A 14127-nucleotide genomic window follows, 5' to 3' on the forward strand; every position below is an offset into this window, starting at 1 on the left:
GCTGAGGCGGCGCAGTCAAGCGCGCTCAGGCGGCTTCGACGTCCTGGAACTGCAGGGACGCGAGCCGGGCGTAGAGCCCGCCGGCCGCCTGCAACTGGGCATGGGTGCCTTCCTCGACCACGCGGCCGCCGTCCATCACCACGATGCGGTCGGCCGCGCGCACAGTGGCCAGGCGGTGGGCGATGACCAGCGTCGTGCGGTCCTTCATCAGCCGTTCGAGCGCCTCCTGCACCAGCCGCTCGCTCTCGGCGTCGAGCGCGCTGGTCGCTTCGTCGAGCAGCAGGATCGGCGCATCGCGCAGAAGGGCGCGGGCGATCGCCACCCGCTGGCGCTGCCCGCCCGAAAGCCGCGCGCCGCCTTCGCCCAGGAACGTGTCGAGCCCCTGCGGCAGGGCTTCGAGGAACTCCGCGGCGTTGGCCGCCCGCGCCGCTTCCCAGATCGCCTCCTCGCTCGCGTCCCACTCGCCGTAGCGCAAGTTGTCCCGCGCGCTGGCAGCGAAGAGCGTCCCTTCCTGCGGGACGAGCGCCATTCGCCGGCGGATCTCGGCCGGGTCGGCACTGGTCAGCGGCACGCCGTCGATGCGGATTGTGCCGAGTTGCGGATCGTAGAACCGCTCGGCCAGTTGGAAGATGGTCGACTTGCCGGCGCCCGAAGGGCCGACGATGGCGACCGTCTCGCCCGGCTCCACGGTCAGAGTGAAATCGCTGACAGCCGCAATCTCCGGCCGCGTGGGATAGCGGAACGTGACGTGGTCGAACGACAGGCTGCCGCGCGGCGGCTGCGGCAGTGCCTGCGGCCGGGCCGGCGGGGCGATTTCTGGACGGGTGTGCAGCAGTTCGTTCAGCCGGCTGGCCGCACCGGCGCCGCGCAGCAAGTCGCCGTAGACTTCGGTCAGCGCGCCGAATGCGCCGGCCACGATCACGCCCGTCAGCACGAAAGCGGCGATCGTGCCGCCGGACAGCGTCCCTTCGGCGACCTGGATCGCGCCGCGCCACATCAGCAGGGTGATCGAACCGAAGATGAAGGCGATCACCACCACCGTCATCGAAGCGCGCAGGACGATGCGCTTGCGCGCGGTGGCGAAGGTCCGCTCGACGGCATCGGCGAAGCGCCGCTGCTCGCGCTCTTCCTGGTTGAAGCCCTGGACGATCTTCATCGCCCCGAGCACTTCGGAGACCATCGCTCCCACATCGGCCACGCGGTCCTGGCTCTCGCGGGAGACGTTGCGGACCCGGCGGCCGAACAGCGCCATCAGCGGGATCACGATCACCACCACGCCGACCAGGTAGGCGGTCAGCAGCGGCGCGAGATAGAGGAGATAGCCGGTCCCGCCGACGACCATGATGGCATTGCGCAGCGCAACCGAGATGGTCGTGCCGACGACATGTTCGATCTGCGCCGTATCGGCGGTCATCCGCGAGGAGATTTCCTTCGGGCTGTTCTCCTCGAAGAACCCGGGGGAGAGGTGCAGCAGGTTGCGCTGCACGGCCAGGCGGATGTCGGCGACCACGCGTTCGCCCAGCAGGCTGACGAAATAGTACCGGCTGCCCGTGCCGATCGCCAGGACGACCACGATCAGCAGGAGATAGCGGAACCAGCGGCCGATCTCGGCCGGATCGCTGCCTTGCGTGAAGCCGCGGTCGATGATCAGCTTGAAGCCGGAAGGGATCGCCAGGGTGGCCGCGGCGGTCACCGTGAGAGCGAGCAGCGCCAGCGCCATGAGCCGCGGGTAACGTGCCGCGGCGCGGAAGATCATCGCCAGCGGCCCCAGGTTGTCGGCGGGCGCTACGTCGGCGTGCTGAGGGCTGCGGGCCATGGCGCGCCGACTAGGCCCTGCGCCGCCTACTGGCAATGGTCTGGATCGGTGGAGATTGCGCGGGCGCACGCTTATGCCGCATTGCACAATAGCGCGGTTGCCACCATCTTGACGGTGCCGCCAGACCGAGCCGGCGGCGCTACTTAGGGATAGCGGGTTGCTCTATCACGCCTATGAATTCCAGCGCTCGCTGTGGGCCGGCGCCAGCGACTGGGCCGCGATCGGCGCCAGGGCGCTGACCAATCCGGCCCTGCCGGGCGGGTACTTCGGGCTCGGCCCGATGGTCGCCAGCGCGCTGGAGGTCTTCGCCCACGTCTACGAGCAGCGCGGCAAGCCGGAGTTCGGGATCGACTGGGTTGAGGCCGGCGGCGAACGCCATCCCGTGAGCGAGGACGTGGTGTTCGAGAAGCCCTTCGGCGGCCTGCGGCGCTTCCGCCGCGCCGAGCTGCCGGACGACGCGCCCAGGCTGCTGATCGTCGCACCGATGAGCGGACATTACGCCACGCTGCTGCGTGGGACCGTCCGGCGGATGGTCGAGAACCACGAGGTCTGGATCACCGACTGGGCCGACGCGAAGATGGTGCCGCTATCCGAAGGTCACTTCGATCTCGACGACTACATCGATTATCTGATCGAGTTTCTCCAGTTCATCGGCCCCGGCACGCACGTGCTGGCGGTGTGCCAGCCTTCCGTGCCGGCCTTCGCCGCCGCGGCGATCATGGGCGCGGAGAAGGACCCGTGCCGCCCGGCGACGCTGACGATGATGGGCGGCCCGGTCGACACCCGCGCCAGCCCGACCAGCGTGAACGACGTGGCGATGGATCGGCCGCTGTCCTGGTTCCGCAACAACGTGATTGCCACGGTGCCGATGAATTATCCCGGCGCCGGGCGGAAGGTCTACCCAGGGTTCCTGCAGCTCGCCGGCTTCCTCTCGATGAACCTCGAGAGCCACATGATGAGCCACTACGAGATGTTCAAACACCTGACCCTCGGCGACACCGAAAGCGCCGCGGCGACCAAGGCGTTCTACGACGAGTACCTCTCGGTCTGCGACATGACGGCGGAATTCTACCTCGAGACGATCGAGCAGGTGTTCCAGAAGCACTCGCTGCCGAAGGGCGAGTTCGTTCACCGTGGCAAGCCGATCGACCCCGATGCGATCCGGGACACCGCGCTGCTGGCGATCGAGGGGGAGCGCGACGACATCTCCGGCATCGGTCAGACCCGTGCCGCGCTCGACCTTGCCGAGCACCTGCCGCCCGAGAGGAAGAAGTACCACTTGGCCAAAGGCGTCGGCCATTACGGCATCTTCAACGGCAGCAAATGGCGCACCCGCATCGCCCCTGTGGTCGAGGACTGGATCCGCGCTCACTCCGGCGCCAAACCGCGCTGATGTCCTCCACCCCCAACCCCCTCCTCTGAAGAGGAGGGGGCTTAGGCGCGGCGCCCTGCGGTCGCGCTTCGCTAGTGGGCGGCGTCCCAGCTGTGGCCATGGCCGATCTCGATTCCGAGCGGGACGTCCAGCTCGACCGCGGGCAGGGCGGCGTCGGCCATGACCCGCTCGATCACCGCCGAGGCGGCGGGTACGTCCGCCTGCGGAAGTTCGAACACCAGTTCGTCGTGGACTTGCAGCAGCATCTTCACGTGCCCGAGGCCGGCGGACGAGAGCGCCGGCAGCATGCGCGCCATGGCCCGCTTGATGATGTCGGCGCTGGTGCCCTGGATCGGTGCGTTGATCGCCGCGCGCTCGCTGCCCTGGCGTTCGGCCTGGTTGCGGGAGTTGATCCGCGGGAACCAGGTCTTGCGCCCGAACAGCGTCTCCGAATAGCCGCGCTCGCGCACGGTCTCGAGCGTCGCGTGGATGTAGTTGCGGATGCCGGGAAAGCGATCGAAATAGCGGTCGATCACGGCCTGCGCCTCGTCCGCCTCGATGCCCAGCCGCCCGCCCAGGCCCCAGCGGGAGATGCCGTAAAGGATCGCGAAGTTGATCGTCTTGGCCTGTGCGCGGGTGTCGCGAGTGACTTCGCCGTACATCTCCCGCGCGGTGCGGGCGTGGATGTCCTCGCCGGCGCGGAACGCTTCCTTCAGCGCCGGCACGTCGGCCATGTGCGCGGCGAGGCGCAGCTCGATCTGCGAGTAGTCTGCGGCGAGCAGGACCATGCCCTCCTCGGGCACGAATGCCTCGCGGATTTGTCGGCCGATCGCGGTGCGGATCGGGATGTTCTGCAAGTTCGGATCGGTCGAGCTGAGCCGCCCGGTCTGTGCGCCGACCAGCGAGTAGCTGGTGTGCACGCGGCCCGTCGCCGGGTTGATCGCGGTCTGCAAAGCATCGGTGTAAGTCGACTTGAGCTTGGCCACCTGGCGCCAATCGAGCACCTTCTGCGCCACTTCCGCGCCTTGGGCGGCGAGGCCTTCGAGGATCGCCTGGTCGGTCGAGTACTGGCCGCTCTTGCCTTTGCGCCCGCCTTTGTAGCCCATCTTCTCGAACAGGATCTTGCCGAGTTGCTGTGGGCTGCCGACGGTGAACTGCTCCCCGCAGCAATCCCAGATTTCCTGCTCGATGCGGGCGATCTCGCCGGCGAACTCCTCCGAGAGCCTAGCCAGCCGGGCGCGGTCGACCTTGATGCCGTTGCGCTCCATTGCCGCCACGACCGGGATCAGCGGACGTTCGACGCGCTCGTAGATCCGCGTACCGCCCTCGATGGCCAGGCGCGGCTTGAGGTGCTTGTGGAGGCGCCAGGTCACGTCAGCGTCCTCGGCGGCATATTCCGTCGCCCGCTCCACCGGCACTTCGCCGAAGGGGATCTGCTTCTTGCCGGTGCCGCAGATGTCCTTGAAGGTCAGCGTGGCGTGGCCGAGGTGGCGCTGGCTGAGCTCGTCCATGCCGTGGCCGCCGCCGATGCCGTCGAGCGAACGCCCGGCGTCGAGGGCGAAGCTGATGATCATCGTATCGTCGATCGGAGCCAGAGCGATGCCGTTCCGGGCGAGGATGTTGATGTCGTATTTGATGTTCTGCCCGATCTTGAGCACCGCGTCGCTTTCCAGCAGCGGCTTCAGCAGCGCGAGCGCCTCGTCGCGGTCGACCTGCAGGGGCCGTTCGGCGAACATGTCGCTGCCGCCGTGGCCAAGCGGGATGTAGCAGGCGTCGTTCGGGCCCAGCGCCAGACTGATGCCGGCAAGCTCGGCGCGCATCGCGTCGATCGAACTGGTTTCGGTGTCGATCGCCACGGCGCGCGCGGCGAAGGCGCGTTCGATCCAGTGCCGGAGCCGCTCGCTCGTTTGCACGCATTCGTATGCCGAGCGGTCGATGGCCGGCCATTCGGGAAGCGGCTGGCGGCTTCCTTGCGGCGCGGCAGGGGCGCTCGGGGTGCCCTGCTTCGCCGGGTTGAGGTTCGTCGCGCGCTCGGGGCTGCCGCCGCCGGCGTCGAGCCTACGCAGCAGGCTGGTGAAGCCGTGGGCGGCGAGGAATTCGGCCAGCGGCTCCTTGGGCACCGTGTTGAGCTTGAACTCGTCCAGCGTCATCGGCAGCGGGCAGTCTTCCTTGAGCTGGACCAGCACCCGGCTGAGCTCCGCCATCGCCCGTCCTTCGATCAGCCGTTCGCGCAGCTTGGACGGCTTCATCGCCGGTGCCGCGTCGAGCGCGGCGGTGAGCGAGCCGTGTTCCTGGATCAGCTTGCTGGCGGTCTTGGGGCCGATGCCGAAGATGCCGGGCACGTTGTCCACGCTGTCGCCCATCAGCGCGAGGACATCGCCGACCAGCTCCGGCGGCACGCCGAACTTCTCGATCACCTCGGGGATGTCGATGCGCTGGTTCTTCATTGTGTCCAGCATGTCGATGCAGCCCCCCTCGACCCCGTCGTGCGGCTCCCCGCATTTGCCGACGAGCTGCATCAGGTCCTTGTCGGAGGAGACGATCGTCACGTCCCACCCGCGCCGGGTGGCTTCGCGGGCATAGGAAGCGATCAGGTCGTCGGCCTCCAGGCCTTCTTCCTCGATGCAGGGCAAGGAGAAGGCGCGCGTGGCTTCCCGGATCAGCGGGAACTGCGGGATCAGGTCTTCCGGCGGCTCCGGCCGGTTGGCCTTGTACTGGTCGTAGAGATCGTTGCGGAAGCTGTGGCTGCCCTTGTCCAGGATCACCGCCAGGTGCGTCGGCCCATCGGCCTTGTGCAGGTCCTCCGCGAGCTTCCACAGCATCGTGGTGTAGCCGTAGACCGCGCCGACCGGGGTGCCCTGGGGGTTGGTCAGCGGCGGCAGCCGGTGGTAGGCGCGAAAGATGTAGGCCGATCCATCGACCAGGTAGAGATGCTGCTTGTCCGACATGACAGGGCTGGTAGCAGCGCCGGCCGATCAGGTCAGCCGCTTTCGCCCTGAACCGGGCATCACGCTGCCCCAATTGTGGCAAGCGTTGCCACAATTCGCTTGCACTGCCACAAAGCCGCCACTATTTACCAGCTCGGAACTAGCCCCCGGGCCGGTTTCGCGCGCCGGGGGAGCCCTGCAGGCGCGCTCACTTACTCGCTGTTAAGGATACCAAACATGCGCAAGATCATCCTCGTTGCTGCCGCCGTTGCCGGCCTTTCGCTCGCCGCTTGCTCGGAGAACACCGAAGACGCCGCTGGCGAGACCGCTGATTCGGCGATGGCCGACGCCGAGACCAACATGGACGCCGCTGGCGAAGTTGTTGACGAGACCGCTACCGACGCCGCTGTCGCGACCGACGAAGCTGCTGCCGACGTTGACGCTGCTGGCACCGAAGTCGAAGCCGACGTGCAGGCCGAGACCACGACCGAAGCTGCTGCTGACTAATCTCGGTTTCAAACCGAACAAGGAAGGGCGTGGCCGCATCGGCCGCGCCCTTTTTTGTTGCCTGGTTTCCGCGCCGGTTTGGGCGGCGAAGGTCAGTAGTTGGCGTTAGCCCAGACCTGCCCGGACTGCGCCGGCTGGGCAACATAGCCATCGTAGATCGCGCGGGCGATGCTGGCGATCTTGGCTTCGCGCCGTGCCTTCGACCCTTGCCCGGTGACGTAGATCGCCACGGCGATCGTGCGGCCGTCAGGCGCGGTGAGGATGCCCACGTCGCTGGACGTATTGTTGAGCGAACCGGTCTTGTGCGCCACGGTCACCCGCTCCGGCATCAGCGCCGGGATGCGGCGTGTCCCGGTGCGGCAGCGTTCCATCGCGCCGATCAGGACCTGACGGCTGGAGGCGCTGAGCCACCGGCCTTGGTAAAGGCCGCTGAGCAGCTTGACCATGTCACGGGGAGTCGCGCTGTCGCGGATGTCGACGTAAGTGGCGGGATCGTACTCCCCGTCGTCGCGCACAAGGGTGGCGATGTCGCGGGTGAGGTTGAAGTTGGCGATCCCGGCACGGCGCGCCCAGTCGTTCACGGCGGCCGGGCCGCCCACGGCGGCGAGCATCGCGTCGGTCGCCGGATTGGAACTGCGGGTGATCATCAGGTCGATCAGCTGGCGGGCCGACATGTGTTGCCCGGGGACCACCGGGGCCGTCGCGGTCGAGAACGGCCGCGAGCTGACCGGGACCATCAGCGGCCATTCGCGGGTCAGCGTCCAGCGCCCTTTGTCGACGCCTTCCAGATAAGTCGCGGCTATGGCGATCTTGCTGGTGCTGGCCATCGGGAAGCGCTGATCGCCGAGAACGGCGATCTCCCGCCCGGTCGAAAGGTCTATCGCCGCCACGCCGATGCGCCCGGCCGAACCGTCGGCCAGCTGGGCAATCTGGCGTTCGAACATGCTCGAATATTCGGGCGTGAAATCGCGCGGCGTGCGGCTTTCGGTGCCGATGACCTGGTCGAAACTGGCTTCGAGAGTGTCGTTGGCCTGCGCCGGAGCGACTGCGGCAAACGCCAGGGCGATGGGAGCGAGAACTCTTGCGATCCGTAAGATGGTCATGTGCTGAGGCTACCCCGTCCAGTCCTTCGGAATGGTTAACCCGGGAAACCTGAACCGAACAAGAATCCGCGCGACGAAGCGAGCGTTACGGACAGGCAGACCGAGTCGGCACGCCGCAGTTTACCTGTTCGAAAGGCCGTTTGGCGAGGATTGCCTGCTTGCGCAGAGCGCGAGGAATGGCGTGGCGGCGGCGCTCAGATGCCGAACGGGAAGGTGTCGGGCACGCCTTCGTGCGGTTCGTGCGCGGTGAGCGGGCGCAACGCGGTGGTCTCGTCGAACCAGACGAAAGCTTCGAATTGCTCGGACAGGATCGCTTCGCTGTAATGGCTCCAGCGCTCGGTTTCGGGGCGATAGATCACGCCGATGAAGCGTTCGAGCCGCGGTTCGGCCAGGCGCCGGCGCAGCCCCTCGTGCAGCCCGGGCGTCAGGTCCAGCAGGAAGCGTTCGACGCCGCTGTCATGGCAGGCCCGCTCGTAGGAATCGCTGCGCGAGGGCAGCACGCGCTTGGTCTCGTGGTCGCCGTCCCAGTCGGTCGCAGCGGTGACGGTGCCGGTATGGGTGCCGAACCCGATCAGCGCCGCCTGGTCTCCCCACCGCTCGCGGACGAGCTGGCCGATGTTGTGCTCCCCGCGAACGCGGCCCATCTCGGTCGCGCTCGCGTCGCCGATGTGGCTGTTGTGGGCCCAGACCAGCGCCTTCGAATCCGGTCCGCGGTGTTCGAGCAAGTGGTCGAGGGTGTCGGCCATGTGGCTGTCGCGCAAGTTCCAGCTCTCCGCGCCGCCATAGTACATGATCCGGTAGTAGCGTTCGGCCGAGGCGACCAGCCGCGCATTCATCGCTGCGCCGAACATGCCGCCGTCGCCTTCGAGCGCCCGCTCGAGCAGGTCGCGGCACTCGGCGATGACTTGCTGCTCGCACTCCGCATAGCCCCGCGAGAGGGCGGCGCGGCCGTAGGTGGAGGGTTCGGCCTGCCACGGCGTGAGGCAGCCGTAGCGCTCGCGGGCGACCGCGGCGGCTTGCGGGTCGTGCTCGTCGAGATAGGCCAGGACGGCTTCGATCGAGCTGGACATGTTGTAGATGTCGAGGCCGTAGAACCCGGCCATGTCCTTCGGATCGCGGCCGCGGTTGAGCGCGTGCAGGTCGTGCATCAGCCGGGCGATGACAGGATTGCGCCACATCCAGGTGGGGAAGCGCTCGAACGGCCGCGGGGCGCCTTCGCGCGGATGCTGGTGGCGGATGTGCCGGTCGAGCACCGCGGCGTCGGGCCAGTCGGCTTCGGCGGCGACGATGGTGAAGCCATGCCGTTCGACGAAGCGCTTGGTGATCGCCGCGCGGGCGGCATAGAACTCGTGGGTGCCGTGACTGGCTTCGCCCAGCAGCACCACCCGGCGGTCGGCGAAGCGGTCGAAGGCGGCGGCGAAGTCTTCGGAGATTAGGTCGGGCAGAGGCTCGGCTGCCTCGGCAATGCACTCGGGCAGGCTCAGCTCGCGCGCCGGCTGGTGGTTGGTGGCCGCCCGGCTGCCGTTCTCGTACCTGCCGAAGGCGCCGATCAGCGGCACGAAGCGCACGCCGCCGAGATCGTGCTCGGACCAATCGTTCTCGCCGGTGCGGGTGATGCAGAGCAGCGTCTGCACGTCCTCTCCGCCTACGGGTACGACCAGCCGGCCGCCGACGGCGAGTTGCCGCTTCAGCGGTTCCGGCACTTTGTCGCCGCCGGCCGCGACGAGAATGGCGTCGAACGGCGCTTCGTCCGGCATGCCCTTCGTGCCGTCGCCGGCGATGATCGAGACGTTGTCGTAGCCGAGGCGGTCGATCCGTTCCGCCGCTGCTTTAGCGAGGGGCTCGTGCCGCTCGATCGAGAAGACCTCGCCGGCGATCCGCGACATGACCGCTGCCGCGTAGCCGGAGCCTGCGCCGACCTCCAGCACCCGGCCGCCGGGCGCGACGTCGGCCGCGTCGATCATCAGCGCGACGATGTAGGGCTGGGAGATCGTCTGCCCCTCGCCGATCGGCAGGGGCCCGTCCTCGTAGGCGAACTCGCGCATCTCCTCCGGCACGAAGTCCTCGCGCGGGACTTCACCCATGGCCGCGAGGATGTCCGGATTGGTGATGCCGCGCGAGCGCAGATGGCGTTCCACCATCCGCGTTCGCTGTTCCTGGTGCGACGACATGGCGTGCCTCCTCTTGGGCCGGCGAGACCGGCGCAAGGCATCGCCGGTCAGGAGTCGGCGATGACTCGCTCGATCGACTCCAGCGGCTGGTTGATCAGGTCCTTGGCAATTTCGCCGATGATCCGGCTTTGGGTCTGCTGGTGGCAGTGTTGCCGGATTTGCCCCAGCGTCTTCGGGTCGGCGGCGATCAGCACCGGCTCCAGATCCCCGTTGAGCGCCTTGCTGTTGAGCCACTCGGCAATGGCCGCCCCGTGCGCCAGCTCGTCGAGCTGGGTGCTGCCAGCGCGTTGCCCGGCGGGATCCTGGTGCCGCACGCCGGCGCTGAAGTTGGTCAGCAGGAGGTCGAGTTCCTCGACCCGCTGGAGCTTGGGTTCGAACGCCTGCCCGACGTTGCGCATGAGGACGAAGCGCTCCCCGTTGGCGAGCGCGACAAGGGCGCCTGGCGAAACTTTCATCGTGGGATGTCTCCTCTCGTAGGCCTTCGCCAGCCTAACGGGCGAGAAGCGGACTGGTGCCGAGAAGGAAGCCGAAGAGACGCTTGGCGGGGGCGAATTGTCTGCGCGCTAGCGGATTGCGGATACAAGAAAGGCCGGGGGATCGCTCCCCCGGCCTTCCGTGTTGCGTTTGCAGCCGAGCCCTTCGACGGGCTCAGGACAGGCTTAGAAGCCCATGCCGCCGCCCATGCCGCCCATGTCGGGCATGGCCGGAGCCGACTTGTCTTCCGGAACTTCGCTGATCGCCGCTTCGGTGGTGATCAGGAGACCGGCGACCGAGGCCGCGTCCTGCAGTGCGGTGCGAACGACCTTGGTCGGGTCGATCACGCCAGCCTGGACGAGGTTCTCGTAGGTGTCGGTCTGAGCGTTGAAGCCCTGCGTCTGGTCGCCTTCGCGCAGCAGGTTGCCGGCGATGACCGCACCGTCGTGACCGGCGTTCTCGGCGATCTGACGGATCGGCGCCTGGATCGCCCGGCGGACGATGTCGATGCCGCGGGTCTGGTCGTCGTTGTCGCCCTTGAGGCCTTCGAGAGCCTTCGTGGCGTAGAGCAGCGCGGTACCGCCGCCCGGGACGATGCCTTCTTCGACAGCGGCGCGGGTCGCGTGGAGAGCGTCGTCGACGCGGTCCTTGCGCTCCTTCACCTCGACCTCGGAAGCGCCGCCGACCTTGATCACGGCAACGCCGCCGGCCAGCTTGGCCAGCCGTTCCTGCAGCTTTTCCTTGTCGTAGTCGCTGGTCGTGGTTTCGATCTGGGCACGGATCTGCTCGACCCGGGCCTTGATGTCGCCCGCATCGCCGGCGCCGTCGACGATCGTGGTGTTGTCCTTGTCGATGGTGACGCGCTTGGCTTCACCGAGCATGCCGACAGTGACGTTCTCGAGCTTGATGCCGAGGTCCTCGGAGATCATCTCGCCCTTGGTGAGGATCGAGATGTCCTGCAGCATCGCCTTGCGGCGATCGCCGAAGCCGGGGGCCTTGACGGCAGCGACCTTGAGGCCGCCGCGCAGCTTGTTGACCACCAGGGTAGCCAGGGCTTCGCCTTCGATATCTTCCGCGATGATCAGCAGCGGACGGCCGCTCTGAACAACCGCTTCGAGAATCGGCAGCATCGCCTGGAGATTCGAGAGCTTCTTCTCGTGGATCAGGATGTAGGGGTTATCCAGTTCCACGACCATCTTCTCGGGGTTGGTCACGAAGTAGGGCGAGAGGTAGCCGCGGTCGAACTGCATGCCTTCGACGACGTCGAGCTCGAATTCGAGGCCCTTCGCTTCTTCGACGGTGATCACGCCTTCCTTGCCGACCTTCTCCATCGCTTCGGCGATCTTCTCGCCGACTTCGCGGTCGCCGTTGGCGGAGATGATGCCGACCTGGGCGATCTCGTTGGAGCCGGAGACGTCCTTCGAGCGGCCGACGAGGTCAGCGACGACCTTGCCGACGGCCAGATCGATGCCGCGCTTGAGGTCCATCGGGTTGATGCCGGCAGCGACCGACTTCATGCCTTCGCGGACGATCGCCTGGGCGAGCACGGTGGCGGTGGTGGTGCCGTCACCGGCGAGGTCGTTGGTCTTCGAGGCCACTTCGCGCAGCATCTGTGCGCCCATGTTCTCGAACTTGTCCTTCAGCTCGATTTCCTTGGCGACGGTGACGCCGTCCTTGGTGATGCGCGGTGCGCCGAAGCTCTTGTCGATCACGACGTTGCGGCCCTTCGGGCCCAGCGTGACCTTCACGGCGTTGGCGAGCGTGTCCACGCCCTTGAGGATGCGTTCGCGTGCGTCACGCGAAAACTTCACGTCCTTTGCAGCCATTTTCGTTTCTCCTGGATGTTCGTTCGGGTTGGAAGAGCGTTAGGTCAGTCGGCGATCAGCCGATGATCCCCATGATGTCGCTTTCCTTCATGATCAGCAGGTCTTCGCCATCGAGCTTGACCTCGGTGCCGGACCACTTGCCGAACAGCACGCGGTCGCCGGCCTTGACGTCGAGCGGGGTGACCTTGCCGTCGTCGGCCTTGGCGCCGGAGCCGACGGCGACGATCTCGCCTTCGCTGGGCTTTTCCTTGGCGCTGTCGGGGATGATGATGCCGCCAGCCGTCTTTTCTTCGGCCTCGATACGGCGGACAAGCACGCGATCGTGCAGCGGACGAAATGCCATATGTATGACCTCCCTCTGTGTGAGTGGTGAATCCTGGTTGGCACTCTCGGGTGGAGAGTGCCAACGGCGCGGGATATGGTTCCGGCGGATCGGGCCGTCAAGCACCGTTCAGGAAGAAAGTTCGCACTCAGGCCGGCAGGAGGCCGAGCGCGGCGCGCCGGGTCCAGCGCTGCAGGAGCAGCCCGGCCACCACCACCAGCCCGACCGCAAGGCCGATCCAGACGCCTGTTCCGGCAAGCGGCGTCAGGAACCCGAGCACGACGGCGCTGCCGAACCCGGGGAGCCAATAGCCGAATAGCGCCATGATCATCGGAACGCGAGTGTCTTGCAGCCCGCGCAGTACGCCGGCTGCGACCGCCTGAACGCCGTCGAACAGCTGGAACGCCGCGGCCACGACCATGTACTGCACGGCGAAGGCGACCATCGCGGCGTTCCGCGGTGCGTCCGGGTCGACATAGATGCGGATGATCGTGCGCGGCGCGAACAGCAGGGCGGCGGCGGTCAGCAGCATGAACCCTCCGCCCAGGACCATCGCCGTCCAGCCGGCGCGGGCGATCGCCGCGGGGTCGCGCGCGCCGTAGAAGTAGCCGACCCGGATCGTCGCCGCCTGGGCCACGCCGAACGGCACCTGGAAGGCCAGTGCGGCGATCTGCAGTGCGATGGTGTGCCCGGCGAGCTCGCTCGGCCCGATCCGGCCCATCAGGAAAGCGGCGGCGCTGAACATCCCGCCCTCGGCGAGGATCGTCAGCGAAACGGGGGTGCCGATGCGGAGCAGCTCCTTGAGGCGGCGCCACTCGGGGCGCCACCAGTTGCCGAACACGCGGTAACGCCGCAGCCGCCGGTCGGACTGGATCACCACGACGTAGGCCAGGAGGATGAACAGCGACGTCAGGACGCTGGCCAGCGCCGAGCCTTCGAGACCCAGCGCAGGCGCGCCCAGGTTGCCGAAGACGAAAGCGTAGTTGAACAGCGCGCTGACGCCGATCGCCACCACCGTGATCGCCGTTGCGAAGATCGGCCGGCCAAGCGCCGAGACGAAGTTGCGCAGCACGTTGGACAGCAGCATCGGCACCATCGCCCACATAACGACAGCCAGGAAATCGCCGGCCAGCGCTGCGATTGCGGGATCCTGACCGGTCAGGAGCATGAGCCCTTCTCCCGTCAGGCATATGCCCATTGCCAGGATTCCGAGCCCGACCGCCAGCCACAGGCCCATCCGCACGGAGCGCCGCACCTCGCGGACAGCATGGCGTTTGCGGCCGAGTTCGGCGGCGATCAGCGCCGCCACCATCCCGGACATTCCGGAAAGGGACCAGAGCAGCAGCCCGAAGAGCGCGATCGCCAGGCTCGATGCGGCGAGCGGTTCGTCGCCGAGCCGGGCGACGAAGATTACGTCGATCGCGTGGACCAGCATCTGCGCGAGGTTGGCGAGCGCCAGCGGCCAGGCGAGCGCCAGGGTGGCGATGATCTCGCCGCGCCAGCCTTCGCCGCGGTGCGGGGGCTCGAGAATCGGGTCGCTCGTCATGGCAAAGCCGGTCCGGATAGTCGCGCGAGGGGGGCGGGGGAAGTTGCTGCGGCGCGCCGGTGC

The 14127-nt window shown here is 67.4% G+C and carries 10 protein-coding genes; 2 read left to right on the plus strand and 8 right to left on the minus strand.

Annotation, left to right across the window (positions count from 1 at the left end):
* Positions 1–25 precede the first annotated feature (25 nt).
* Entirely contained in the window at positions 26–1816 is a 1791-nt protein-coding gene (locus GRI75_RS02135) for an ABC transporter transmembrane domain-containing protein (protein ID WP_160745278.1), read from the minus strand.
* A gap of 157 nt (positions 1817–1973) precedes the next feature.
* On the opposite strand from GRI75_RS02135, the gene GRI75_RS02140 reads away from it, so the two are divergent.
* Complete coding sequence (locus GRI75_RS02140) at positions 1974–3209, plus strand: polyhydroxyalkanoate depolymerase (RefSeq protein WP_160745279.1); 1236 nt, start codon at positions 1974–1976, stop codon at positions 3207–3209.
* 71 nt (positions 3210–3280) lie between these two features.
* On the opposite strand, the gene polA is transcribed toward GRI75_RS02140, so the two are convergent.
* Positions 3281–6136, minus strand: a complete 2856-nt coding sequence (polA, locus tag GRI75_RS02145; protein ID WP_160745280.1) for a DNA polymerase I — start codon at positions 6134–6136, stop codon at positions 3281–3283.
* Positions 6137–6352: 216 nt separating this feature from the next.
* On the opposite strand from polA, the gene GRI75_RS02150 reads away from it, so the two are divergent.
* The gene (locus tag GRI75_RS02150) at positions 6353–6622 is read left to right on the plus strand and encodes a hypothetical protein (RefSeq protein ID WP_160745281.1); all 270 of its coding nucleotides are present in this window, start codon (positions 6353–6355) and stop codon (positions 6620–6622) included.
* A 92-nt stretch (positions 6623–6714) separates the two neighbouring features.
* Here the strand turns inward: GRI75_RS02150 and bla are convergent, their stop codons facing one another.
* From bla to GRI75_RS02180, 6 genes are all read right to left on the minus strand, one after another.
* Positions 6715–7725 carry a class A beta-lactamase gene (bla, locus tag GRI75_RS02155; protein WP_160745282.1) on the minus strand — a complete coding sequence of 337 codons (1011 nt, stop codon included), beginning with the start codon at positions 7723–7725 and terminating at the stop codon, positions 6715–6717.
* A 194-nt stretch (positions 7726–7919) separates the two neighbouring features.
* Positions 7920–9896, minus strand: coding sequence for a protein-L-isoaspartate(D-aspartate) O-methyltransferase (locus GRI75_RS02160; protein ID WP_160745283.1), 1977 nt, complete (start codon positions 9894–9896; stop codon positions 7920–7922).
* Positions 9897–9943: 47 nt separating this feature from the next.
* Positions 9944–10351 (minus strand): baeRF12 domain-containing protein, encoded by a 408-nt coding sequence (locus tag GRI75_RS02165; RefSeq protein ID WP_160745284.1) that lies wholly within the window; start codon positions 10349–10351, stop codon positions 9944–9946.
* A 204-nt stretch (positions 10352–10555) separates the two neighbouring features.
* On the minus strand, positions 10556–12196 hold the full coding sequence (gene groL, locus GRI75_RS02170) for a chaperonin GroEL (RefSeq protein ID WP_160745285.1): 1641 nt from the start codon (positions 12194–12196) through the stop codon (positions 10556–10558).
* Positions 12197–12251: 55 nt separating this feature from the next.
* A complete protein-coding gene (groES, locus tag GRI75_RS02175) occupies positions 12252–12539 on the minus strand; it encodes a co-chaperone GroES (RefSeq protein ID WP_160745286.1) in 288 nt (95 codons plus the stop codon).
* Positions 12540–12666: 127 nt separating this feature from the next.
* Positions 12667–14064, minus strand: coding sequence for an MATE family efflux transporter (locus GRI75_RS02180; RefSeq protein ID WP_160745287.1), 1398 nt, complete (start codon positions 14062–14064; stop codon positions 12667–12669).
* Positions 14065–14127: the final 63 nt, after the last annotated feature.

The organism is Croceibacterium soli (assembly GCF_009828065.1).
Classification (GTDB): Bacteria; Pseudomonadota; Alphaproteobacteria; order Sphingomonadales; family Sphingomonadaceae; genus Croceibacterium_B; species Croceibacterium_B soli.